The 26,650-nt window shown below is 47.2% G+C and carries 18 protein-coding genes; 10 read left to right on the top strand and 8 right to left on the bottom strand.

All coding sequences use genetic code 11. The annotated features are described in order from the left end of the window. Position 1 precedes the first annotated feature (1 nt). The 7 genes from Q1B47_RS09505 (at position 2) to Q1B47_RS09475 (ending at position 9,128) form a co-directional block, all read left to right on the top strand. Positions 2-1,945, top strand: coding sequence for an ATP-dependent DNA helicase RecQ (locus Q1B47_RS09505; protein ID WP_299792272.1), 1,944 nt, complete (start codon positions 2-4; stop codon positions 1,943-1,945). 188 nt (positions 1,946-2,133) lie between these two features. Then, entirely contained in the window at positions 2,134-3,912 is a 1,779-nt protein-coding gene (locus Q1B47_RS09500) for a DUF885 domain-containing protein (protein WP_299792269.1), read from the top strand. Positions 3,913-4,127: 215 nt separating this feature from the next. Beyond that, positions 4,128-4,808, top strand: a complete 681-nt coding sequence (locus Q1B47_RS09495; RefSeq protein ID WP_299792779.1) for a response regulator transcription factor — start codon at positions 4,128-4,130, stop codon at positions 4,806-4,808. Between the two features lie 143 nt (positions 4,809-4,951). Beyond that, on the top strand, positions 4,952-6,079 hold the full coding sequence (locus Q1B47_RS09490) for a M14-type cytosolic carboxypeptidase (protein ID WP_299792266.1): 1,128 nt from the start codon (positions 4,952-4,954) through the stop codon (positions 6,077-6,079). 72 nt (positions 6,080-6,151) lie between these two features. Continuing rightward, on the top strand, positions 6,152-6,469 hold the full coding sequence (locus Q1B47_RS09485) for a zinc ribbon domain-containing protein (RefSeq protein ID WP_299792263.1): 318 nt from the start codon (positions 6,152-6,154) through the stop codon (positions 6,467-6,469). After that, positions 6,466-6,747, top strand: a complete 282-nt coding sequence (locus tag Q1B47_RS09480) for a DUF1315 family protein (protein WP_299792260.1) — start codon at positions 6,466-6,468, stop codon at positions 6,745-6,747. The genes Q1B47_RS09485 and Q1B47_RS09480 overlap by 4 nt, the downstream gene beginning before the upstream one ends. A 242-nt stretch (positions 6,748-6,989) precedes the next feature. Further along, positions 6,990-9,128 (top strand): methyl-accepting chemotaxis protein, encoded by a 2,139-nt coding sequence (locus Q1B47_RS09475; RefSeq protein WP_299792256.1) that lies wholly within the window; start codon positions 6,990-6,992, stop codon positions 9,126-9,128. A 95-nt stretch (positions 9,129-9,223) separates the two neighbouring features. Here the strand turns inward: Q1B47_RS09475 and ansA are convergent, their stop codons facing one another. Beyond that, on the bottom strand, positions 9,224-10,237 hold the full coding sequence (ansA, locus tag Q1B47_RS09470; RefSeq protein ID WP_299792252.1) for an asparaginase: 1,014 nt from the start codon (positions 10,235-10,237) through the stop codon (positions 9,224-9,226). A gap of 164 nt (positions 10,238-10,401) precedes the next feature. Beyond that, positions 10,402-12,240, bottom strand: a complete 1,839-nt coding sequence (gene sppA, locus Q1B47_RS09465; protein WP_299792249.1) for a signal peptide peptidase SppA — start codon at positions 12,238-12,240, stop codon at positions 10,402-10,404. 298 nt (positions 12,241-12,538) lie between these two features. Between sppA and Q1B47_RS09460 the strand changes: the two genes are divergently transcribed. Further along, entirely contained in the window at positions 12,539-14,554 is a 2,016-nt protein-coding gene (locus Q1B47_RS09460) for an NADPH-dependent 2,4-dienoyl-CoA reductase (protein WP_299792246.1), read from the top strand. An 83-nt stretch (positions 14,555-14,637) separates the two neighbouring features. Here Q1B47_RS09460 and Q1B47_RS09455 read toward each other — a convergent pair whose 3' ends face one another. From Q1B47_RS09455 to ubiG, 6 genes are all read right to left on the bottom strand, one after another. Beyond that, positions 14,638-16,281 carry a methyl-accepting chemotaxis protein gene (locus Q1B47_RS09455; RefSeq protein ID WP_299792243.1) on the bottom strand — a complete coding sequence of 548 codons (1,644 nt, stop codon included), beginning with the start codon at positions 16,279-16,281 and terminating at the stop codon, positions 14,638-14,640. A gap of 289 nt (positions 16,282-16,570) precedes the next feature. Then, on the bottom strand, positions 16,571-16,936 hold the full coding sequence (gene yfaE / locus Q1B47_RS09450) for a class I ribonucleotide reductase maintenance protein YfaE (RefSeq protein ID WP_299792776.1): 366 nt from the start codon (positions 16,934-16,936) through the stop codon (positions 16,571-16,573). After that, the gene (gene nrdB, locus Q1B47_RS09445; protein ID WP_299792240.1) at positions 16,905-18,035 is read right to left on the bottom strand and encodes a class Ia ribonucleoside-diphosphate reductase subunit beta; all 1,131 of its coding nucleotides are present in this window, start codon (positions 18,033-18,035) and stop codon (positions 16,905-16,907) included. The genes yfaE and nrdB overlap by 32 nt, the downstream gene beginning before the upstream one ends. Positions 18,036-18,125: 90 nt before the next feature. Beyond that, positions 18,126-20,414, bottom strand: coding sequence for a class 1a ribonucleoside-diphosphate reductase subunit alpha (gene nrdA, locus Q1B47_RS09440; RefSeq protein WP_299792237.1), 2,289 nt, complete (start codon positions 20,412-20,414; stop codon positions 18,126-18,128). A 449-nt stretch (positions 20,415-20,863) separates the two neighbouring features. Further along, positions 20,864-21,565: an HAD-IA family hydrolase gene (locus Q1B47_RS09435; RefSeq protein WP_299792234.1), complete on the bottom strand. Its 702-nt coding sequence runs from the start codon at positions 21,563-21,565 to the stop codon at positions 20,864-20,866. Next, positions 21,566-22,279, bottom strand: coding sequence for a bifunctional 2-polyprenyl-6-hydroxyphenol methylase/3-demethylubiquinol 3-O-methyltransferase UbiG (gene ubiG / locus Q1B47_RS09430; RefSeq protein ID WP_299792773.1), 714 nt, complete (start codon positions 22,277-22,279; stop codon positions 21,566-21,568). Positions 22,280-22,575: 296 nt separating this feature from the next. Between ubiG and gyrA the strand changes: the two genes are divergently transcribed. Together gyrA and serC are read left to right on the top strand one after the other, a co-directional pair. Beyond that, positions 22,576-25,269, top strand: coding sequence for a DNA gyrase subunit A (gene gyrA, locus Q1B47_RS09425; protein WP_299792770.1), 2,694 nt, complete (start codon positions 22,576-22,578; stop codon positions 25,267-25,269). 181 nt (positions 25,270-25,450) lie between these two features. Beyond that, positions 25,451-26,542: a 3-phosphoserine/phosphohydroxythreonine transaminase gene (gene serC, locus Q1B47_RS09420; RefSeq protein ID WP_299792231.1), complete on the top strand. Its 1,092-nt coding sequence runs from the start codon at positions 25,451-25,453 to the stop codon at positions 26,540-26,542. Positions 26,543-26,650 lie beyond the last annotated feature (108 nt).

Here is a 26,650-nt window from a genome sequence, read left to right as displayed (position 1 = left end):
TATGTCTCTTTCTCCCGTCTCTCTGCTGCAAAATCACTTCGGTTTTTCCGACTTCAGAGATGGCCAGTTCGATGTTATCAACAATGTTCTCAATGGTCACAGCGCTGCGGCCATATTTCCGACCGGCTCAGGCAAGTCGCTTTGTTATCAACTGCCCGCCATCGCGTTGCCACACCTTACCTTAGTGGTTTCTCCGCTGTTGGCTCTGATACAGGATCAACTCTCTTTTCTCGAATCCAAGGGGATCCATGCTGCCAGCATAGACTCGACCCAGAGCCGGGAGCAGACACACAATGTCATGACCGGAGTGAGAGAGGGGAAGGTAAAAATATTGATGATCTCGGTAGAGAGGCTCAATAACGAACGTTTCAGGCAGTTTATCGCTGAAGTACCCATCTCCCTTTTGGTGGTCGATGAGGCGCACTGTATCTCCGAATGGGGTCATAATTTCAGGCCTGATTACCTTAAGTTACCCCGCTACCGAAAAGAGCTGAATATTCCTCAAACGCTGCTGCTCACCGCAACGGCGACGCCTAAAGTTATTGAGGACATGGGCAGTAAATTTGGTATCGCGCCCGAGGCTGTCACCCTGACCGGTTTCTACCGCCCAAATCTTCATTTGGAAGTTAAAGCTATAACGAGCAGGTACAAAATTGATTATCTCGCCACGTGGCTAAAGCCCAGAAGAGAGCAGTCGGGTATCATCTACGTCACCCTCCAACAGACTGCTGAGCAGGTTGCTGAGCGACTCAGGGAGCATAGTATTGCCGCAAGAGCCTACCATGCCGGCATGCCCCCCGATATCAGGCAGCAAATTCAGCATCAGTTTATGTCCGGTGCTCAGGAGATCATCGTTGCAACGATTGCTTTCGGTATGGGAATCGACAAGAGTGATATCCGTTTTGTGGTGCATTACGATCTTCCCAAGTCCATAGAAAACTATGCACAAGAGATAGGTCGTGCGGGCCGTGATGGTATGGATTCCGATTGTTTGGTACTGGCAAATGGTGACAACCTGAGTACGCTGGAAAACTTTGTCTATGGCGATACGCCCGAAGCGAGTTCCATAGGGATCGTGCTCGATGAACTGAGCAGGGCAGCGGAGCCGGCTAATGGTAGCGGTCAGTGGGAGGTCGTACTTAATAGTCTGTCTAATCAGTCGAATATCCGCCCCCTATCACTAAAAACCTTACTCGTTTACCTCGAGCTCTTTAACATTATAAAACCCACCTACAGTTATTTCGCAGAGTATAAGTTCAAATATCTCAAGCCCGAAGGGGAGATCATCGAATTTTTTAAAGAGGAGAGGCGGGATTTTATAAGGGCGATCTTCAATAGTGCCGACAGGGCTAAAATCTGGTCCAGTGTCAATTTCGACAAGTTGGAGAATATCTATACCTGCGACAGACAACGCGTGTTAAAAGCTGTCAACTACCTCGATGAAAAGGGGATGATTGAGTTACAGAGCAAACAGATGACTCAGGTGTACCAGATACTGGAGACAAACTTCGATCGGGAAAAGTTACAACAATCCCTGTATGCACGTTTCATCGACAAAGAGTCGAGTGAAGTGCAACGGATAAACAGATTGGTAGCGCTTTTTACCTCAGACCTCTGTTTGAGCCGACAGCTTGCGCACTACTTTGCTGATGAACAGATGATTGAAGACTGCGGTTCATGTTCTGTCTGCCGAGGTGAGCAGGCCCTATTGCCCCCCTTACCGTATCTGAAACCTTTAGATGAGCTAGATTTCGAAACACTTACCTGTGATGCGGTTACCAGGTTGGGGAAAACAGCCAGTTCAGTTTTAATATCTCGGTTCCTATGCGGATTAACGACGCCCGTTTTCACCAGGCTCAAGCTACGCTCCCTTAAGGGGTTTGCATCGTTAGAGAGATACCGTTTCGCCGAAGTGAAGCACTGGGTTGAATCTCACTTTGGGTAAGTGTTCATCAAATTGAATTAATATTACCTTCGGGTTCAATGGTTTTCATTGAGGGGGGAGTGGCAACAAGTTGTAACTTAATATTTCAACACCTTAGTCTAAGCTGAAATTTTTTTTAATACATGTTTTACTTTGGCCAGAAAAAAAATCAAATAATAAGAAAATTAGCTTCTGAATCGGGATAAAACATGAAAAAAGCATCATTGTCATTAGCGGTAGCCTTGTCATTAGCAGCACTCGCCGGTTGTCAATCTCAAGAGGTTTCACAGCAGGTGCAACCCAGTGTCAAAGCATCTGAAAAACAGCTCAGTTTCGCGCAGTTCTCAACTCAGTTTATCGACGAGTTATGGAAACAATCTCCAACATGGGCACTGTACAGTGGTTATCATAAGTATGACGGTGTGCTAAAAGTTCCCAACGATGCCAGTCGTGCTGAGGCGCTGAAATTTAACCAACAGCAGTTGTTGATGTTACAAAGCTTCGATATTGACAGACTATCGGCGAATGAACTCATCGATTACCGTTTGATAGAGAACTTAATCAAGCGAGATACATGGGAGATCACTAAGTTCAAGTCCTGGCAGTGGGATCCCTCATCATATAATGTCGCCGGTGGATTTGCGCAACTGGTGAACGAAGATTTTGCTCCTCTCGATGAAAGGCTGCGTTCTGTATTGGCCAGAATGGAGAACGTACCTGCCTACTATAGTGCCGCCAGAAAAAACATCAGTGACCCGACCCTTGAACATACACAGTTGGCTCAGATGCAGAACCAGGGAGCATTTTCTGTTTTCTCCGATGAGTTGTTAATGCAGGTGGAAGGCTCGGGGTTGACCAAAGATGAGAAGGCCCTGTTTAAAACCCGCTTCGATGCTGCGACTCAGGCAATTAATGAGCATATCGAATGGCTTACGGCTTTGGCCACCAAACTTGAGAAGGAGGGGGCACGCAGCTTTAGAATCGGTGAAGAGCTCTATGAGCAGAAGTTCTCTTTCGACATTCAGGCGGGTATGAGTGCAAAAGGACTATATGAAAAAGCCTTGGCCGATAAGAAGCGCGTTCAGGGAGAGATGGCTAAGATCACCACACAACTTTGGGATAAGTATTTCGATACGCCTAAGCCATCGGATGATAATAAAGCAACCCGTCAGTTGATCGATAAACTCTCCTCTAAACATGTCAAGCGTGAGGCATTTGTCGATGAGGTACGTGCGCAGATCCCCGCACTGGTTGATTTTGTCAACGAAAAGCAGCTGGTTACATTAGATCCTGAAAAGCCACTGGTCGTCCGGGAAACTCCGGAGTATATGCGTGGCTTTGCCGGAGCATCGATAAGCGCTCCCGGTCCTTATGAGAAATCGAGTAACACCTACTACAACGTAACGCCGCTCGATGCCATGGATGATGATTCCGCCGAAAGTTACCTGCGTGAATATAACCATTGGATCCTGCAGGTACTCAATATTCATGAGGCGATACCGGGTCACTACACTCAGCTGGTCTACTCAAATGAGTCTCCCAGTATGGTGAAGAGCCTGTTCGGAAATGGGGCCATGGTAGAAGGTTGGGCTGTGTATACCGAACGTATGATGCTCGAAGAGGGTTATGGTGATTTCGAGCCTGAGATGTGGCTGATGTACTACAAGTGGAACTTGCGTGTCATCGCAAACACGATTCTCGATTACAGCATACAGGTTAAGGGGATGACAGAAGATGAGGCGATGAACTTGATGACCCAAGAGGCGTTCCAGCAGCAAGCTGAGGCGGCTGGGAAGTGGCGCAGGGCGACGCTAAGTCAGGTTCAACTGACCAGTTACTATTCAGGTTACCGTGAGATCTATGACTTCCGTGAGGAGTTAAAAGGGTTACAGGGAGAGCAGTTTGATCTTAAAACCTTCCATGAGCAGTTCTTAAGTTATGGTAGCGCGCCTGTAAAGTATATTCGTGAGCTTATGCTTGAGCACTAGTTTTCAACTCCTCTGTTCTCTACCAGGGTCGGACCATTCCGGCCCTGGTGGTATCAGTCTCCATACCTCTTCATTATCAGGCTGTCTCTAAACATACTTATTCCGTGTGAATAGGTTTGTTCGCTTATATATCACAGATTAGAAAAAACAACTGGAAATTTACCAATGCATATAGTAGTGTGAATGATAACAGTTCGCATTTGCAGTAAGGGATGATGAGTAAAGTATTAGTAGTCGATGATGATCTGGTTTTCAGGGAGTTATTAAAAGAGGCGTTAGAGAGTGAGGGGCATGACGTTCTAAGTGCTGAAAACGGTTTGGAGGCCTTATCAATTCTCGAACAGGACCGTCCGGATATTATCCTGCTTGATATCATGATGCCAAAGTTAGATGGATTTGGGTTATTGGCTGCGAGAAAAGATCAGATCCCTGTGATAGTCATCTCTGCCATCGACAGTGAAGATGGAAGAATCAAAGGCTATGAGCTGGGGGCGGATGACTTTTTAACTAAGCCGTTTAGCATAAAGGAGCTTTTAGTTCGCATGACAGCATTACAACGACGAGTCGAGTTAACCCGCGCAGAGAGCAGCAGTGAGTTAGGCTCTACAGGCTGTGATATTAAATTTGATGATATGCAGTACTGTGTGTCAATTGCCTCCAGACAGGTAGTATTAACGCAAACAGAGTTTAAGTTATTTAAGTATCTGTTTGAACGTAAGGGTGAAGTGATCACTAAGCAGGAGCTACAGCGAAGTGTGCTTCAAAAAGACTTAGGTCGATTCGACCGAAATCTGGATATGCATATCAGTAATACCCGCAGAAAATTGGCCGATACCCAGTTACCCAAAACGCTGATCAATACCGTGAGAGGGCAAGGTTATAGTTTTGCCTCCTAGATACACACATTCTCACGTGAAAAGCCGCCATTAGTGCGGCTTTTTGCTTTTCGGGTTACTCAATTTTGCTTTTTCGTTTATCCTATCTGCAATCTGACAGGTACCCTATGACTTGTCTCAATAGTATAAACAAAGGAATCGTTATGCGGATCAGTGCCAATTTTGATGGTGGTAATATTGAAGTCATCAATCAAGATAATATTAATGATGTACAGCTGGCTATTCGTCCAGATGTAGGCAATGAGTTTTTCCAATGGTTTAACTTCCGTTTAGATGGTGAGGTTGGCAACCAATATACACTTAATATCATAAATGCTGACTCAGCCTCATATCCGAAAGGTTGGGAGAATTATCAAGCCGTTGCTACCTACGACAGACAGCAGTGGTTCCGACTGCCTACTCAATACCTCGATGGTAAGTTGACCATATCGGTTGATCTGGATTGTGATTCCATTCAGATAGCTTATTTTGCACCATACAGCTACGAGCGCCATCAGGATCTGCTGGCTGCGATTCAGGTACATCCCCAGGTTAGTCTGGAACACCTGGGTCTGACCCTTGATGGACGAGATATGACCCTGGTTAAGGTCGGTGATGGTGATGAGTCTAAAGCGAATATCTGGATCACCGCTCGTCAGCATCCAGGTGAGACGATGGCAGAGTGGCTGGTCGAAGGTTTCATTAATAATCTGCTCGACAGTGATTGTGCAAACGCTAAGGCTATTCTGGATAAGGCAAACTTTTATATCGTACCGAACATGAACCCGGATGGCGGCGTGCGCGGCCATCTTCGTACTAACGCGGCCGGCATTAATCTCAACCGTGAATGGCTGAATCCCTCTTTGGAGAAAAGCCCGGAGGTTTTCCATGTTACGAACAAGATGAAAGAGACCGGTGTCGATCTCTTTTATGATGTGCACGGTGATGAAGGGCTTCCCTATGTCTTCCTGGCAGGTTGCGAAGGGGTACCGGCCTTCGATGCAAGAATGGCTGCACTACAGACAAAATTCGTCGATGCATTGAAGCTTACCAGCGCCGATTTCCAGTCTGAGTTTGGTTACGATGAAGATGAGCCGGGTAAGGCAAACCTAACCGTGGCGTCTAACTGGGTTGCAGAGACATTCACCTGTCTTTCCAATACCCTCGAGATGCCATTTAAAGATAATGATAATATGCCGGACCCAATGTCAGGCTGGTCACCCGAGCGCTCTATCTACTTAGGTGAAGCTTCTCTGACGGCTATGCTTGCCGTTGTCGATGAGCTGAGATGAGGGAAGCTGCCTTCGGTATAAGTTGGTGCCGAAGGTAACTGTAAAATAGTTTATCTGAATTTTGAGGAAATGATGGCGCTAATCGAATGCCCAAGCTGTAAGAAGCGTATCTCCAATAAAGCCAAACAGTGTAGCTCATGTGGTGCAGATCTCAGTGGAAATACCGAGTCACTGGCGGTGATCAGCAATATTAAACGCGCTAATCAGCTGATGAACCAAAGTCTGTTATGCATGTCGGTGTTCATTGCCGGTGTTGTGGTCTGGTTCTGGGGGGGAGAACCCGCTCAAGGTTTAAGAGCATATATCGCTGGTGGCCTGTTTGCAGTGGGCTTTGTTGGTTATTTAATCACCAGGGTAAGAATCGTCTTACATAAACGGAAGAAAGCATGACCGATATTAATAAAATGATCGATGAGATGCCACATGAGGTTTATGAGCGTCTCGTAAGTGGCGTCGAACTGGGTAAGTGGGAAGATGGTACCGTGCTGACGCAGGAGCAGCGCGATTCAACCCTGCAGTTGGTGATGCTTTATCAGGCAAGAAGACTCGATCAGAGCGATCATTTCACGATCAACCGTGAGGGGAAGTTAAATGAGTTGTCAAAGTCTGAACTGAAGAAGCAGTTTAAAGGTGAAGCAATTGCCGGGTTTAAAGAGAAAGAGTTTTAAACAGTAGAAACCAGACTAGTTTAACGCTCAAAAAGAAACAGTTAAAAACTCTATAGGTATTAATCCGCCTATAGAGTTTTTTAAACTTTATTCAGGCATTGTTTTGGAATTTACGCCATAATGTGAGCGGATTCAGATGTGTAACAAAATGTTTCACCCCTATGTTGTAATGTCGTTGTATAAAGAGGGTGAATAGATACAATCACTCGTATTTTTTTATACTTATGTATAGGGATTTACTTATGAGTAGTATGTCTATCCGCCGTAAATTTTCACTCACCTCCTTCCTCTGTTTATTTAGCTCTTTAACTATTCTCATGGTCTCGTTTATCTACTATTCCAACCAGACCCAGGCATTAATAAAGCAAGAAACATCATCGAACCTACGCGAGTCCAGCGAATCCTTCATTAAAGCGTTAGCAAGTGAGCAGTCGCAAATAATAAAAGCAGTTATCGAACGTAAGTTGGTTACGGCTGACACTATGGCACACTCAATGATGAGTATGCGTAGTGAGGGGCTCAGCCGTGGTAGCGAAGCTAAACGGCTACGCATGGAGCTCAATGAGTACACTAGAAAGATCCTCGAACACAACGCAGATATTTTTGGCATCTATCTGGTCATGAATCCGGACACAATCGGTACCGATTCATCGTTTATCGGTGATGGGGTAACCGCGTCTAACAGTGTCGGGCGGTTCGCACCCTATTGGGTGAGAAGCGGTGGACAAATAGAGCAGGAGATCCTGCTGGAGGAGGATATCATCAACACATTGCCTGATAAGCTTGGGCTGCCAGATAATGAGTGGGTGACCTGTGCAATCAAGCGAGCACGCCCCTGTTTATTGGACCCCTACCTGGATAATGTAGCGGGTAAGCAGGTGTTAATGACCTCAATTACAGCACCACTCATCGTCGATGGTAAGGTGCTGGGTATGTTAGGTCTGGATGTGTCACTGGCCTCTTTGCAGCCGATCATAGAAGCAGCAGATAAGCGCCTGGTAAATGGTGAGGGTGAGCTTGTGTTGGTCAGTCATATGGGAGTTATTGCGGCTCACGACAAAGACAAATCACACTTAGGTAACCATATCGATTCACAAGCGATCGACAGCCAGATACATATCAGCGAATGGCTTGGTGAGAAAAAGAGTCGGGTACAGTGGAGTGATGATGGTCGGGATCTGTTGGCACTATTGCCGATAGCATTTAAAGGAGTAAGTGAGCAGTGGGGCTTAGTGTTGACTGCACCAGGCGCCGCAGTATTAGCAGACTCATTGGCCTTAGAGCAAAAGGTCGTCGAATATAACCGTTACTCCCTCTACAAAATTTTATTGTCAGCCATTGCCATATCAGCAATCTCGCTCTTTATCGTCTGGCGCTTCTCATTCTATCTGGTTAAGCCCCTCAACAACATCACCGTGAGGCTGCAGACTATTGCATCCGGCGAGTGGGATCTTACCCAACGAATCAAGGTGAACAGTCATGATGAGATTGGCACTTTGACTCACTGGTTCAATCAATTTCTGGAGAAATTGCAAACCACAGTTAAGTCCATAGATGACTCAATAAAGCATGGGCAGTCAACCTCATGTCAAGCATCCGATATTGCCGGTCGAACGAGTCTCAGCAGCCAGCAGCAGTTCTCAGAGGTGGATCAAGTTGCCGCAGCAATAGAGCAGATGTCGACTACAGCAAGCATAGTATCAGAGAAAACATCACTCTCCTCACATGCGGCAAACGATGCAAGTCAGTCGGCAGAGAAGGGACGGCTGGTGGCTAACCAGACCTCTGTAGCCGTTGGCTCACTGGTTCAGGAGGTCTCTGCCGCCTTGCCATTAATTGAAAAACTGAACACAGATAGCGAAGATATTGAGAAAATCCTCTCAGTCATTCAAGGAATTGCCGAGCAGACAAACCTGTTGGCACTCAATGCCGCGATTGAAGCGGCCAGAGCCGGTGAGCAGGGAAGAGGGTTCGCCGTTGTTGCTAACGAAGTTCGCGATCTTGCCGAACGGACAAAGAACTCGATAGGAGAGATAAGCCAGGTCATCGAGCAGTTCCAAAGCAGCAGCCTGGATATATTAAAGACAATCACCTCTGGTAATGATAAGGCGATCAATGCGGTCAGTCAGGTAGAGGAGATGGCGAAGCAGCTAGCAGATATCGAGGCGCATATTGTTAATATTACTGAAAATGAAGCTGAAATTGCCAAGGCAACTGCCGAGCAGAGCAGTGTCGCAGCCGAGATAAGCGGTAACATTGCAAATATTAAAGAGGCCAGTCAACATATCAGCAGTGAGGCGGAGTCTTCGGCAACACTGAGTGACGAGTTAAAACAGCTCGCTTCGGGTCAGCAGCAGATTGTGAGCCAATTTAAGGTGTAATTAAAGGTAAGTGTTGCGCGGCCCGATGGCTGCGCAACAGTAAAATTAGTGGCCTGCAGTACTTGTTACTGGGACTACATGGCTATGACGGTGGCTTAATCTTCAGTCAGCTCGCCGACCAGGCTTTTCTGCATCGCCGCTCTAATCTCCTCTGTCGACAGAGACTGGGAAAGCAGATAGTGCAGTTTTGTTAATGCCGCTTCGGTTGTCATATCAAACCCACTGATTACGCCAGCCGCTTCCAGGGCATTGCCTGTGGCATAACCGGACATATTGACCTTGCCTTGCAGACACTGTGTCAGATTAACCAGTATGATCCCACGTTTGTGCGCCTCGGATAACGCCTTCAATAAAGCCGGGTTTTGTGGTGCATTACCTACCCCATAGGTAAGTAATATCAGGGCCTTAACCGGTTGTTGAAGGATGTTTTCAATAATATCTGTGGTGATCCCCGGGTATAGGGTGACGACCCCTATTGGCTGAGGACTGATGGTGGCCACCTCCAGCTGCTTACTTTCATCAGCGCCAACTTTTCCCGCCTTGAGGCGGATCTTTATACCGGCTTCAAGCAGAAGAGGGAAGTTAGGCGATGCAAAGGCACCGAAACCATCCGCATGGGCCTTTGTCGTGCGGTTACCGCGAAACAGTTTGTTATTGAAAAACAGACAGACCTCGGCAACGGGATAGTTCGCCGCAATGTAAAGGGAGTTTAACAGATTAGTTTGACCGTCAGATCTTAACTGGGCCAGTGGGATCTGAGAGCCGGTGACTATGACCGGCTTCGACAGGCCTTGTAACATAAACGAGAGTGCCGATGCCGTGAAGGCCATTGTGTCAGTTCCATGCAGGATGACAAAACCGTCATACTCATCGTAATTGGCCTTGATATCATTTGCGATCATCTGCCAATCCGTCGGAGCCATATCCGAAGAGTCTATCAAAGGACTGTATTCATGAATGACAAAGTCCGGCATCTCATCATGATAAAATTCCGGCATGGATTTTACGCAATTTGTCAGAAACCCGGCTACAGGGGCGAAGCCTTGCGCCGTTTTTTGCATGCCGATTGTACCACCGGTATAGGCAACATATATGGAACGTTTGGTCATTTTCTACTTCAGATGAACGCTAATTGGCTGAAGTATACTTGCTAGTGCTGCTCATCCCAATAAGAAATCAGAGATATAGGTAAAAAATTGTATCTAAGAAGATTTATAATAAAAAAAACCGGTAGGAGACACACTCCTACCGGTTTTTTATATTGTTTGATAATTTAGAAGTTACAGGTGTCGCAGTAGAGATAGATGCCGTTAGGGTCATCAAATGAACTGAACTCTTCAATCACTCCTGACCACTGTGTCAGCAGCTGTTCAAGTACCGAGTTACTGCTGGTTTGCGGCAGGTAAGCCGCTACCGATGCTAACATCTCCTGGATGAAGATCTCCTGTGGACTGAGCTCCTGCTCTATCACCTTGCTGTCGAAGTTTTCGATACCGGCCATCTTGGCGGCTTTCGCCACGGCGCTGTCCAGATCGCCAATCTCATCGACCAAACCTAGATCGACGGCTTTCTTACCGGACCACACTCGACCCTGTGCTATGTTGTCCACATCATCCAGACTCATATTACGTTCAGCTGCGACCAGTGAGATAAAGTCATGATAACCACGTTCAATATGGCGTTGAATAACAGATTTTACCTCTGGTGTTAATCCTTTGGTCACCGAAATACCAGCCCACTCGGAGGTGGCGACACCATCGGTGTGAATGCCTAAGCTGGACAAAGAATCCTCAAAGGTCGTTAACATACCGAAAATGCCGATAGAGCCGGTGAGTGTGGTCGGTGTTGCATAGATATAATCGGCACTGGCAGATATCCAGTATCCTCCTGAAGCGGCGTAGCTGCCCATACTGACGACAACAGGTTTACCGGCGGTTTTAAGTGCCAGTACCTCTTGTCTTATCTGTTCAGAGGCAAAGGCGCTTCCCCCCGGGCTATCGACTCTTAACACCACGGCTTTGACATCATCATCGAACCTTGCCTTACGAAGCAGCGAAGAGGTACTTTCACCGCCAATCTGGCCAGCAGGCTGATTCCCGTTGAGTATGGTACCTTTGGCAACGATGATCCCTACTGTGTCTTCGATGGAGAGCGCGGGGTGAGTCGCAATAAGGGTTTTATAGTCAAAAAAGTCAATATGCTTGAAGCTGTGCCCCTCTTTGGCTTTGCCGAAGGTGTCGATCATCTTGAGTCTGAACGTCTCAGCAGAGGCGAGTTCATCGACCCACTTCAGGTTCAATGCCATCTCGGCCGATTTTCCATCCGCTTTCTCCAGCTCGGTGATATATTCGTCCGCGTTGAGTACCAACTTATCGGCCGGGATGTTACGGTTACTGGCAACGGTCGCTTCATAGTTGGCCCAGATATCTTTCAGAAGCTCACTATTTGCCTCTTTGGCAGCGGGCGACATATCGTCACGAATATAGGGTTCTACCGCAGATTTAAATGTACCGACCCGGAAGATATGTGCCTTAATCTTGAGTTTATCCAGTGCTGACTTATAGTACTGACGGTAACGGCTCAAGCCCTCTAACTCAACGCCACCCTGAGGATTGAGATAGATAGTGTCGGCAAAGCTGGCAAGAAAGTATTGATTCTGTCCGTACCAATTAGCAGTGGCGATGATAGGCTTTCCGGATGCTTTGAAACGGGTCAGCGCATCACCGATTGTCTGCAGTTTACTGATCCCGGTCCATCTCAGGTGACCGATATCGAGCACGATTGAGGAGATGCGGGTATCATGGGCTGCATTATCGATAACTTTAAGGATGTCAGCCAGTAAGAGTTCACCGCTGGCATCTTTACTCTTACTGCTTTTCATGGCTGCTTCGATGGGATCGACCTGTCTCTTTTGTTCTACGACCGACCCCGACAGGTTAAGGACTAATGCAGAGCCAGCGTCGAGTTTGACATCATCGTCGACGGTCATTGCAACTATGATGACAGCCAGGATGCCAAAAAAGAAAACATTAAGTATAAGCTTACGCAGGCCATTGATGGTATTCCAGATAAGCAGAGATATTCTTTTTATAAATGAGGGTTTAGCGGACATTATCCACTCCTATATTACTCCAATACACATATGCTAACTGAAAAATTGTCGTTAGTGAAAAATCAATTGTAAAGGAATCTGTAGATGGTGCGATATTTCACTTTTAAACCTTTATCAGTATCTTTTTTGAGACAGCTTATTGTTTTTTCAATTGGAAATAGGGTGCAGCTTACGGTTTGTACCTCTGGCTGGCGCTACACTCAACCAGGGAATTCAATTTCAGTTTGCCGTTATAGTTGAGCTAATATCACACAACAGGTATGCTGGTTTAAATCACTTGTTTAAAAAGGATGTTTGAATGTCGTTTCCGCATTTATTAGAACCCTTAGATCTGGGCTTCACTCAGTTAAAAAACCGTGTACTCATGGGCTCGATGCATACCGGACTCGAAGAGGAGAAGGGCGGGTTTGAGAAACTGGCAGCTTTTTATAGGGAGCGCGCGCTGGGGGGAGTCGGTTTAATCGTTACCGGTGGCATTTCCCCCAATCTGCGGGGGCGTTTAGCACCCAATGCCTGCCAATTGAGTTTTCCCTGGCAGGTTGGCAAACATCAACTTGTGACAAAAGCCGTTCATGAAGCAGGTGGCAAGATATGCATGCAGTTGTTGCATGCGGGCCGATATGGTTACCATCCATTCTCTCAGGCACCCAGCAAAATTAAATCGCCTATTACCCCATTCACGCCATCGGCGATGTCTTCCAGACAGGTAAAATGTACCGTTAAGGACTATGCAACGAGTGCATCCTTGGCTAAAAAAGCCGGTTATGATGGTGTCGAGGTGATGGGCAGCGAAGGTTATCTGATTAACCAATTTATCAGTAGCCGTACCAACATCAGAAGCGATGAGTGGGGAGGAAGTTTCGAAAATCGAGTGCGTTTTCCCCTTGAGATCGTACGGGCTATCCGTAAAAAAGTCGGTAACGATTTTATCATCATCTTCAGGCTCTCTATGTTGGATCTGGTCGACAATGGTTCCAGTTGGGAAGAGGTTGTTTCACTGGCAAAATGGCTCGAACAAGCCGGTGTTACCATCATTAATACCGGAATTGGCTGGCATGAGGCAAGGGTACCCACCATAGCGACCAGCGTTCCCCGCGGTGGTTTTGCATGGGTGACTGAGCGATTGCAAAAAGAGGTTTCTGTGCCACTGGTGGCCACAAACCGAATCAACACGCCTGAGATCGCCGAGCATATCCTCTCATCGGGTCAGGCAGATATGGTGTCCATGGCGCGCCCTTTCCTGGCTGATGCCGATTTTGTGAACAAGGCTGCGGCAGACACTCCCGAGCTAATCAATACCTGTATCGGGTGTAATCAGGCATGCCTGGATCATACCTTCTCCTTGAAGCGTGCCACTTGTCTGGTTAATCCGAGGGCTTGCTATGAAACAGAGCTTAACTTTTTACCGACCACAAACAGGAAACGAATTGCGGTGATGGGAGCCGGCCCTGCCGGGATGGCTTTCTCTATCTATGCAGCGTCTCGTGGTCATGAGGTCGTTTTGTTTGAAGCAAAATCTGAAGTCGGTGGTCAGTTTAATCTTGCCCGTAAAATTCCGGGTAAAGAGGAGTTCAACGAAACCATCAGATACTTCAATGAACAGATGAAGTTGCACAAGGTCGAGTTAAGGCTCAACACCAGGCTGGACGCTTCGGTGGTCAGGGATGAACACTTCGATGAGGTCGTCATCGCTTCAGGTGTGGTCCCGAGGAAGATAGACCTGCCTGGCTTCGACGACCCCAGAGTCGTCGATTATCAACAGGTACTCAATGGTGAAGTCGAATTAGGCAAAAATGTTGCGCTTATCGGCGCCGGTGGGATCGGGTTCGATATGGCCCATTATCTGTGTGAACCCGAATCAACCACTCTTCAACCTGAAAAATGGTTGAAGCAGTGGGGCATAGACAAGGGCTATGCACACAGGGGAGGATTAACCGAGCCTCAGACCGAGCATATGGATCGCAACATTTACCTGTTACAACGTAAAACAAGCAAGATTGGTAAAGGGCTGGGTAAGACTACGGGTTGGATCCACCGATTGGTGTTGAAGATGCACCAGGTAAAGACACGTACCGGGGTAAGTTATCAAAGCTTTGACGACAGTGGCTTACATATTACAGTGGGTGATAAGCAAGAGACCCTCGCCGTGGATAATGTCGTACTCTGTGCGGGGCAGGAGTCAAACAGAGTGCTGCTGGATGAGATGAAGTCTACCGGGTTACCGCTACACCTTATCGGTGGGGTCGATGTTGCCGCTGAGCTGGATGCCAAACGGGCCATCAGACAGGGTGCTGAACTGGCGATCCGTCTTTAACTCCGGAGAAATAAAGCCGTTGTCAGCAAGCCTGAATAGTCTCTCCTGTGTGCGCTATTCAGGCTTACCGTTTTATAGGCTTGTCAAAGCTTGAACTGACGGATCATCCCCTCCAGATCTCCTGCCAGCTGGCTTAGCTCATGACTCGAACGGGAGACAAGCTGAGAACCGTCCGATACCCGCTGACTCGCGTCGCTGATATTGGTGATATTGCAGTTGAGCTCCTCCGTGACGGCACTTTGCTGCTCTGTAGCACTGGCAACCTGAATTGCGATGTCATTGATGTTGGCGATGGCTTCACTGATGAGCTCCATAGCAAGATGAGCTTGATCAGCGGTGGTTAAACTTGTACCCATCTTCCCCTGGCTCGTTTGCATCGACTCGACCGCCTGTTTTGCTCTTTGTTGTAGTATTTCTATGGTGTCTTTAATTTCCCGGGCGGAGCTCTGTGTGCGCTGGGCAAGAACTCGTACCTCATCAGCCACGACGGCAAAACCACGCCCCTGCTCACCGGCTCGCGCCGCCTCGATAGCCGCATTGAGCGCCAGCAGGTTGGTCTGTTCGGTAATGTTAGCGATGACATCAAGGATCACGGCAATGGCGTCGGTATCTTTCTGTAGCTGCCGGATTACACCGTTGACCCTTGAAATCTCCTGTGATGACTCATCGATAGCCTGCAGCGTAGAGGCGACCACGCTCTGTCCCTTTGAAGTTGCCTGTACCGCATTATTGGCATACTCGGCGGTCTGACTCGTATTGCGGGAGATCTCGGCGATAGAGGATTGCAGTTCGTTCATGGCCGTTGCAACCTGAGTCACCTCATTGCGTTGCTGCTCCATCCCGGTGGCAGAATCCCCTGCAACCTTGCCAAGATCTTCTACGGCGGTTCCCAGTTGTACCGACGAGCTACCTATCTGGGTGATCATCTGTTGCAGCTTATCTCGTGTAGAGCCCAGTACATCGGCTAATGCACTGTACTCACTGCTGTTAAATTGCTTTCGTTCAATTACTACGGCCAAATTTCCATCAGAGATCTCAGTTAATACGTCTGTGGTCGCCCTTAGCGGCCCTAAAATCCTGCGTATGAGAATAATTCCTGCAAATATGATGACTGAGAGGAAGAAGAGGGCGATGATGATAAGGCTGACTTTCAAGTTATCGATAGCGGCAGCGCTGGACCGTTTCGACTGTACGACGCGTTCAGATTGTTGCTGTACCAGTGTCTGAATACCTCTTTCTATCCGATCATAAATTTTCCATGATTCGGTTGAGGTAAGCATTCTAGCTGTTTGTTGAGGGGCGCTATTTCTGTCCATTACGAGGAACTTCTCATGCAGCCGCTTGAACTCGGTAACGGGTTGCCGTAATCGTTCTAGTTGTTGCTGTGTGCGATGGTCGGCAACTTTCTGCAGCTTTATGAAGGTCTCATTGAGCGTGAGCGATTCCCGCTCAATATATTTTATCGAATCCGGGCTCATCTTGGTGCCCAATACCCGACGTAAACTATACCCTATCTGTTCTCTTCTAAGGCCGGAGCTGGATTGAAGCAGTTGAGCCGCCAGATTGCTGGAAACATATTCATGTTCCAGTGAGTCTATCTGTGAGGATACATTTGCTATGTTGTAACCTATCAGTATCAATCCGAGACAAAAAATGAAGACCAATGCAGCGAAAGTGGTGATCAAGAGGCGTTTAATGGAGCCATTTTTTCTGTATTCAGTTTTCAACTTGTGTCAGACCTTATAGTAGTACTTATGTGTGAGAAAACAGCCTTAAGGACAAGGCGTTGTGAATGCAACGCCGTGAAAGACCGGTACTGGAGTTGATCTGAAACATCAAAAAACATGCCAGATAGCGATAGAAGCGCTAAAGCAGATTAAAGCGAGAGCTGGATCCACTAATTGTTATATATCGTTGTTTATAGTGCTAAATAGCGTTATAGACACGATATTTCGAGGAAGAGCTACCCACGAGGTGGATAGCTCAAAGCATGGCTGGAGGGGGAAAAGCTTGAGTCTATAGATTAGCCGTTTTAGTACTCTCAGCATTAGGCACAGAGATAACGACCTGTGCACCATCGGAAGATAGATCCAGGTCGAGATCTCCGTCGGGAGTGCAGCAGCAGGGCAGACACTCATCGGCATCCAGGGAGACCAGCGGCTCGGTGTGATAGGACACACTGCCGCTGTTTATCCTGGTTTTACAGGCACCACAGTAGCCGTTTCGGCACTCGGAAAATACCTTGATTCGCTTCTGCTCGAGGGCCAACAATAAGCTGGTGTGCTGCTGATTGAACAGCAGCACCGGCTGGCCTTGGAGGCTGACGATGGGCGCCTTCTTGAAGATAGGGTTAAAGGTCAAAATCTTCGAACTCACTCTCATCGATAGAAGCATCGATCTGGCCTACCAGGTAAGAGGATACCTCGACCTCTTGAGGGGCAACCTGAACCGCATCACTCTCTAACCAGTTCTTCATCCATGGAAGTGGGTTAGTGATATCTGAATATGGCGTCTTAAGGTTGACAGACTTCATACGTTCATTAGTAATGTATTCAACATACTGACATAAGATCTGTTCATTGAGACCAATCATTGACCCATCCTTGAACAGGTATTGGGCCCACTCCTTCTCCTGTTCGGCAGCCTTAACGAACAGATCGTAAGCCTCCTGTTCACACTCTTTGGCAATCTCTCCCATCTCAGGGTCATCGACACCGGCTTGCATCAACTTGATGATGTGCTGAGTACTGTTAAGGTGTAATGCCTCATCACGTGCAATTAATCGAATGATCTTAGCGTTACCTTCCATCACCTTACGTTCTGCAAAGGCAAATGAACAGGCGAAGCTGACATAGAAGCGGATCGCTTCGAGCACGTTTACTGACATCATACACAGATAGAGTGACTTCTTAATCTCACGCTGTGTAACCAGTAGCTCCTTGCCATCGACCATATGAGTACCTTCACCGAGCAGGTGAAAAGCCTGAGTCAACTTGATGAGGTCATCATAATACTCTGCAATATCGCTGGCACGCTTAAGGATCTCCTTATTTTCTACAATATCATCGAATACGACCGAGGGATCGTTAACGATATTACGGATAATATGGGTATATGAGCGTGAGTGTATCGTCTCAGAGAATGACCAGGTTTCTATCCAGGTTTCCAGTTCAGGCAGAGACACCAATGGCAGAAACGCAACGTTGGGTGAACGTCCCTGTATCGAATCAAGTAGCGTTTGATACTTGAGGTTTGAGATAAAGATATGCTTTTCATGCTCTGGAAGGGCGGCATAATCAATCTTATCCTTGCTGACATCCACCTCTTCAGGGCGCCAGAAAAATGAAAGCTGCTTTTCAATAAGCTTTTCAAACACTTCATATTTTTGTACGTCGTAACGTGCCACATTGACGCATTGTCCTAAGAACATAGGTTCCATACGGGCATTGTTAGGTGTTTGACAAAAAGTAGAGTAGGCCATGTTTTCTTCCAGAATATAGGGGCTGCTTGCCCCTATTTAATTAGTAACAGACCCTCTGTCTCTAAAAACAGAGAGTCGCAATGAGTGATGTTAAATTTTACAAGCGCCGCCTTCACAGCCCTCATCCTCTTTTTCAACACTCACGATATCGTCATGCTGATCCGACGCACCATCACGGGTGTTATGGTAATAGAGCGTCTTAACCCCCATCTTGTAGGCGATCAAGAGATCTTTGAGTAAGATCTGCATCGGTACCTTTTTGCCTTCGAAACGGCTTGGATCATAGTTTGTGTTAGCAGAGATTGCCTGATCGACAAATTTTTGCATCAAACCGACAAGCTGGAGATAACCTTCATTCCCCGGCATCTGCCAGAGCAACTCGTAACTGTATTGGTACTTCTCGAAGTCGGGTACGACCTGTTTCAGTTGACCGTCTTTACTCGATTTCACACTGATCAAACCACGTGGCGGCTCGATGCCGTTGGTAGCATTAGAGATCTGAGAAGAGGTTTCAGATGGCATGAGCGCCGAGAGCGTCGAATTACGTAGCCCGTGTTGCACGATATCCTGACGTAGTGTTTCCCAGTCCATATGCAGGGGTTCATCACAGATCTGATCCAGTGAACGTTTATAGGTATCGATAGGCAAGATACCCTTAGCGTAGTTCGTCTCGTGGAACGATGGACACGCTCCTCTCTCTTTGGCCAGATTCATCGATGCCTTCAACAGATAAAACTGTATCGCCTCGAACGTCTTATGGGTGATGTTGTTTGCCGAACCATCTGAGTAACGTACGCCCTCTTTGGCCAGGTAGTTAGCGAAGTTGATAACACCTATACCTAAGGTTCTTCGGTTCATCGAAGATTTCTGTGCAGCTGTGATCGGGTAATCCTGATAGTCGAGCAGGTTATCCAGTGCACGAACGGCCAGATCGGCCAGAGGCTCAAGCTCAGATAGGTTTTTTATCGCGCCTAAGTTCAGTGCCGACAGGGTACACAGGGCAATTTCACCGTCAGGGTCATTGATGTTATTCAATGGCTTAGTCGGTAATGCAATCTCGAGGCAAAGGTTTGACTGTCTGATAGGAGCCACTTTGCTGTCAAATGGGCTGTGGGTGTTACAGTGATCTACGTTCTGGATGTAGATTCGCCCTGTTGAAGCACGCTCCTGCATCATGAGTGAAAACAGTTCAGATGCTTTTACTTGCGTCTTTCGTATAGTTTCATCGGCCTCATACTTAAGGTACAGACGCTCGAACTCCTCCTGATCTTCGAAGAAGGCATCATATAAGCCGGGTACATCCGATGGACTGAACAGGCTGATCACTCCGCCTTTAATCAGACGCTGATACATAAGCTTATTAAGCTGAACACCATAGTCGAGGTGACGGATACGGTTATCTTCGACGCCTCGGTTGTTTTTCAATACCAGCAGAGATTCAACTTCCAGGTGCCAAAGCGGGTAGAAGAGGGTAGCAGCCCCTCCGCGTACGCCACCTTGAGAGCATGACTTTACCGCAGTCTGGAAGTACTTGAAGAAAGGTAAGCAACCGGTGTGGAATGCTTCACCGCCACGAATTGGGCTACCCAGTGCGCGGATACGCCCGGCGTTGACACCTATACCGGCACGTTGGCTGACATATTTTACAATCGATGATGCGGTGGCGTTGATAGAGTCCAGACTATCGCCACACTCGATCAGTACACATGAGCTGAACTGACGCGTAGGTGTGCGAACCCCGGCCATGATTGGCGTTGGCAGAGAGATCTTGAATGTTGAAACCGCATCGTAAAAGTTCTTGATGTAGCTTAAACGCGTCTCTTTCGGGTATTTAGCAAACAGACAGGCGGCAACAAGAATATAGAGGAACTGTGCACTCTCATAGATCTCATGGGTTACACGGTTTTGAACCAGATATTTTCCTTCCAACTGCTTAACCGCAGCGTAGGAGAAATCCATATCACGCCAATGATCGATGTAACCATCTAAAGTATCGAGTTCTTCCCGGGTATAGTCATTGAGGATATGGGTATCGTACTTGCCCATCTCGACAAGTTTTACAACATGATCGTAAAGCTTAGGGGGCTCAAATTGACCGAAAGCCTTCTTACGCAGGTGGAAAATAGCCAGACGAGCAGAAAGGAACTGATAATCCGGAGACTCAGGAGAGATCAGATCGGCAGCGGCTTTAATGATCGTTTCATGAATAGCTTCTGTGGGGATTCCATCGAAGAACTGCAGGTGAGAGCGAAGCTCCACTTCAGACACTGATACATTATTGAGGTCTTTGGCAGCCCATGTGATAACACGATGGATTTTATCGAGATCGATGGTTTCACGCTCGCCACTACGTTTAGTGACTTTCAGATTGCTATTCATTAAAGATAGGCCTTGGTTTTAATATGTATGAAGGCGCTCAGTGCTGAACGCCCTACGATTCCTTGTAAACAATCAAATTGAACACCGAAAAACGGTAATTTCCATGACTACACACAAGCACTCACTTGTGTCTCTGATTGCTACTGACACACTATATATGGTGTTTTTAAATTTCTTAGGTACAAGATAGTGAGGTTGAGAAGATTTTGCAAGTATGAATTATGGGGGAATCTTGTGGATAACCTGAGGGTAAACAAGAGTGTTAGTAAAAGCTAACCTTTGATGACTGCGTTATATTGGGCCCGGAGGTATGAGCACGTTTTTTAACCGAACTGATCCAGATCAATAATCCAAGAGATCGACTGGCGATCTTTTGGATCGGATTCAATAAATTTATTGATCTGAATCTGTAGGTTTAGCTACTGCTTATATGAAGCGGCAATTGATTATCAGGTTTTAGCTGAGGCAACATCAATCAATAGTTGTTTGATTGCAATGGGAGACTCGAAAGAAAAATCCCCCGGCCAGTTCTGTGTGTGTGCAGGATCGTTTATATAACCCCACAACGCGACACCACCCAGCATGGCACTGTCAGCGGCAGCGACAAGATCACGCTCGGCGTCACCCAGATATAGTATCTCTTGGACCTGGCAATCTAACTGCTGCGCTGCAAGTAGCATAGGCGCGGTATGGGGTTTGGAAAACAGGGTGCTATCGCCACTGATCACCGTTTTCATTCTATCTGTCAACGACAGGGCCTCAATCAGTGGACGGGTATATTTAGCCGCTTTATTGGTGACAATTCCGTATGGAATACCGCAGTGATCGAGATAATCGAGAAGGGCCGCCATACCGTCGAACAGTCGACAATGAGAGCCGTTTACCTGTTCATAGCTCTGAAGTAAACCTTGCTGCACCTCGTGGTGAAGTGACGCATCTCCATGGGGGAGGGCTGCTCTGGCTAAAGCCAGGCTGCCGTCGGATGCGACATGGCGCATCTCCTCCAGCGAAACTAGCGGGTGGTTGAGCGATGCGAGACTCATATTAAGGGCGGCGATGAGATCGGGAGCTGTGTCGACCAAAGTACCATCGAGATCGAACAGCACCCCCTTTATCTGTGCCTTTAGATTGAAACGAATTTCTGTTGTCATCTAATCGAGGCTTTTTCTGGTGGCGATCATGTAGTTCACATCGACATTTTTTGTATATGAAAACGCTTCGGTGAGCGGATTATAGGTGATCCCCGTCGCATCTTCGCAAAACAATTCTGCATTTTCTGCCAATGCGATCAACTCAGATGGCTTGATAAACTTATTGTGATCGTGAGTGCCTACCGGAAGCATCTTCAACAGGTATTCAGCCCCCAGAATCGTTTCTACATAGGCCCTGATGTTGCGGTTAATAGTGGAAAAGAAGACATAACCACCGGGTTTTACCATATCGGCACAGGCCTGAATGACAGAGCGGGGACTGGGCACATGTTCAAGCATCTCCATGCAGGTCACGATATCGTAGGTCTCTCTGTGAGTTTCACGGTGAGACTCGGCTGTATCCTGTATATAGTTAATATCGACATTCATCTCAAGTGCATGCAGTCTGGCCACATCGAGCGGCTCGGTCCCCATATCCAGCCCATCTACCTTAGCACCGATACGCGCCATACTCTCAGACAGGATACCGCCACCACAGCCAACATCTAATACGCGTTTACCGAAAACACCACCACTGGTTTGATCTATATAGTTGAGGCGAAGTGGATTTAATCTATGTAGCGGCTTAAATTCGCCATTGGGGTCCCACCAGGTTTCGGCCATCTTCTCAAATTTGGCGATCTCTTGCGGGTCGACATTTATCTCTTGCTTCACTTCCTGTTGCACTATATCACCTCAATAGCGATTATTTATTAATGACATTATACCCATAGGCTCTAATAAACAAAGGAGATTCAAAAGAGATTTAAGTGATAATTTAACCAATTGATTGTTTAGCGAACATAGTTTGATATGAGTCAATTGGTTAAATTCATATCTAAAGTTGAATAGGGTCTACCGCCATTAAATAACTGTGTTAGAATGCCAAATCACGTTTTCAGGCTCAACAATTTCACCGGCCCATTTCGGGCAGTGATTTGTCGGCTAAATTTCAAGGGATCGAGCAGTTTATGACTGATCTGGCTTCATCTATAACACCAATTAATATTGAAGACGAATTAAAGAATTCATATCTTGATTACGCCATGAGTGTAATCGTAGGCCGGGCATTACCGGATGTCCGAGATGGCCTTAAGCCCGTTCATCGCCGCGTACTTTTCGCGATGAGTGAGCTTAAAAATGATTGGAACAAACCATATAAAAAGTCGGCACGTGTTGTCGGTGACGTCATCGGTAAATATCACCCTCATGGTGATACTGCTGTTTATGACACAATCGTTCGTCTGGCTCAGCCATTCTCGATGCGCTATACCTTGGTCGATGGTCAGGGTAACTTCGGTTCTGTCGATGGTGATGCCGCGGCTGCGATGCGTTATACCGAAATTCGTATGGACAAGGTGGCGCACCAACTATTAGCCGACCTCGAAAAAGAGACGGTAGACTTTGTACCTAACTATGATGGTACCGAGTTTATTCCTTCTGTTCTGCCGACACGCATTCCAACCTTACTGGTTAACGGTTCATCAGGGATCGCTGTTGGTATGGCGACGAATATTCCGCCACACAACCTCAATGAAGTTGTCAGTGGTTGTCTTGCCCTAATCGAAAATCCGGATCTGACCATACCTGAGCTGATGGAGTATATTCCGGGTCCCGACTTTCCTACGGCGGCATTGATTAACGGCCGCAAAGGGATCGTCGATGCATACACCACAGGTCGTGGCCGTGCAGTTATGCGAGCTCGGGCTACGGTAGAAACAGAAGACAACGGTCGTGAACGTATTGTTGTCAATGAGATACCCTATCAGGTTAACAAGGCACGTTTGATCGAGAAGATCGCCGAGCTTGTTAAGGACAAGAAGATAGAAGGGATCAGTGGTCTTCGTGACGAGTCAGATAAAGACGGTATGCGTATCGTCGTTGAGATCAAGCGTGGTGAAGTGGGTGAAGTTGTCCTTAACAACCTCTACGCACAAACCCAGATGCAGTGCTCATTCGGTATCAACATGGTTGCACTGACCAATGGTCAGCCAAAGTTGTTCAACCTTAAAGAGATGCTAGAGTGCTTTATCCTTCACCGTCGTGAAGTGGTTACACGCCGTACCGTATTTGAGCTTCGTAAGGCGCGTGACAGAGCACATATCCTGGAGTCTCTGGCGATTGCATTGGCCAACATCGACCCTATCATTGCATTGATTAAGGCCTCACCGACCCCTGCGGAGGCTAAGGCTAAATTAGTTTCTGAAGGGTGGGAGTTAGGTAATGTTCAGGGCATGCTCGAAAAAGCCGGCGATGATGCGGCTCGTCCAGAGTGGTTAGAGCCTCAGTACGGTATCCGTGACGGACGTTACTACCTGACAGAGCAGCAAGCGCAAGCGATTCTGGACCTTCGTCTGCATAAGTTGACCGGTCTTGAACATGAAAAGATCTTAAAAGAGTATGAAGAGTTATTGGAGCTAATCGCTGCTCTTCTCTATATTCTTCGCAGTCCGGAACGCTTAATGGAAGTGATTACCGAAGAGCTTCAGGAAGTATTGGAAAACTTCGGCGATGAACGTCGTACCGTTATCAATGCTAACGAAGTCGATATGAGCCTGGAAGATCTGATCAACGAAGAAGATGTCGTTGTGACACTATCTCATCTTGGTTACGCCAAGTATCAGGCACTTACGGATTACCAGGCTCAACGCCGTGGTGGTAAGGGTAAGGCTGCGACTAAAGTGAAAGATGAAGATTTTGTCGAGAAGCTATTAGTTGCCAACACCCACGATACCATCCTCTGCTTCTCTGACTTCGGTAAGATGTACTGGCTGAAGGTTTACCAGTTACCACTGGCGAGCCGTACTGCCCGAGGTCGTCCGATAGTCAATATACTGCCGCTCTCTGAAGGCGAACGAATTACCGCTATCCTGCCGGTTCGTGAATATGCAGAAGATAAGTATATCATCATGGCGACGGCCCACGGTACCGTGAAGAAGACGGCTTTGACAGCTTACAGTAACCCTCGTGCTAACGGTATCATCGCAGTTAACCTTAAAGATGGTGACCAACTCATCGGTGTCGATATCACAGATGGTAATGACGATATCATGCTCTTCTCTAACGAAGGTAAGGTCGTTAGATTCAATGAGAAGGTACGTGATTCCGAAACCGGTCAGGTTAAGTTGGATCCGGAAACAGGTGAAGAGGTCTTAGCCTTACGTCCTATGGGCCGTACAGCGACCGGCGTTCGTGGCATCCGTCTCGAAGACGATCAAAAAGTGGTTTCACTCATCGTTCCTAAAGATGATGGGGCTATCTTAACTGTGACCGAGAATGGTTATGGTAAGCGTACAGCACTCTCAGAGTACCCTGCCAAGAGTCGTGCGACTAAGGGCGTGGTTTCAATTAAGGTCAGCGAACGTAATGGTGCCGTTGTCGGTGCCGTTCAGGTCGGTGAAAATGATGAGATCATGCTTATCAGTGACAAGGGAACCTTAGTGCGTACTCCTGCCACCGGTGTATCGACCATAGGCCGTAATACCCAGGGTGTTACCATCATTCGTACCGCCGAAGAGGAGAAGGTTGTCGGTCTGCAGAGAATCGATGAGATCCAGGAGGAAGAGGTTGAAGTTGACGGAGAGGGTAACCCAATCGTCAGTGATGCCGAAGTGACGCAAGTCCCTGCCGCCGATGATGCTTCGGAAGCTGAAAATGCTGAGTAGTCACTAATCTTCTATCAGATTATGAACAACGGGCGTCCAACTGGACGCCCGTTTTGTTTTATTCGTTGAAAAAGATTGAGTTTTTAAAAATAAAACAGGTATCTTGTCTCTATCCTGTGACAAGATGGGTACCTATATAAAAAATGAACCAACAGCACTTAGTAAGGGAAAGGAGAGAAGAGTGAGTACGACATACAATTTCTGTGCAGGTCCGGCAATGTTACCCAAAGCTGTTATGACAAAAGCCCAGAGTGAACTACTCGACTGGAATGGCTTGGGCACCTCAGTAATGGAGGTGAGCCATCGCAGTAAAGAGTTTATCGCGTTGACCGACCGTGCCGAGGCTGATCTCAGAGAATTGATGTCGATTCCGGCTAATTACCATGTACTCTTCATGCATGGTGGGGGCCGTGGCCAGTTTTCTGCAGTTGTGAATAATTTTCTCGGTAAAAACGGCAGGGCGCTCTATTTAGAGTCCGGCAGTTGGTCCAGCTCGGCGGTAGCCGAAGCCAGAAAGTTAACCAGTGACGGTCAGATCGACACCATAGATCTTCTGGTCGAAGACAATGGTGTCAAGAGGGTTCAGCTTCCTGATTTTTCCGCTGCAAATGATGACTATCGTTATCTGCACTACTGCCCCAATGAGACGGTCGATGGTATCGAAATTTTTGATGATATAAACTGTCCCTGGCCAATCGTGGCCGATATGTCATCCAATATCATGTCACGTGAGATAGATGTCAGTAAGTTTGGTCTGATCTATGCCGGGGCACAGAAGAATATTGGCCCATCGGGATTAAGCATAGTGATCGTACGTGACGATATGCTCAAGTTACCGAGTCTTCCTCAATCCTCTATCATGGACTATCGCTTAGCCGTGAAACATGGCTCTATGTATAATACGCCTCCGACATTTGCCTGGTACTTAGCCGCCGAAGTATTTGATTGGCTCAAGCAGAAAGGTGGTGTTAGCGCCATGGCTGAGGTTAATGATAAGAAGGCGCAATGCCTATATCAATTTATTGATAGCTGTGACTTTTATGAAAATAGAGTAGGACAAGCCAACCGTTCTCAGATGAATGTTGTCTTTTATCTCAAAGATGAAACTCTCAACGACACTTTTCTGAACCAGGCAAAGGCTGCCGGCCTTGTGGCACTGAAAGGGCATCGAAGTGTAGGTGGCATGCGCGCAAGTATATACAACGCCATGCCTCTGGAAGGTGTTGAAAAGCTGGTTGAGTTTATGAAGGATTTTGCTGAAAAGAACAGCTAAAGCAAAGACGACGGTAAACTGGCTAGGAGACGCTGACTTCGTCGGCTAGATGAAGAATATTTTCATTTAGCCAACGAAGTTGGCGTCGATTAGCTTGCCATGCAAGGG

The organism is uncultured Shewanella sp. (assembly GCF_947501225.1).
GTDB lineage: Bacteria > Pseudomonadota > Gammaproteobacteria > Enterobacterales > Shewanellaceae > Shewanella.
The sequence above is the reverse complement of the archived record's forward strand: the minus strand, read 5'-3'. Positions and strand labels throughout refer to the sequence as shown.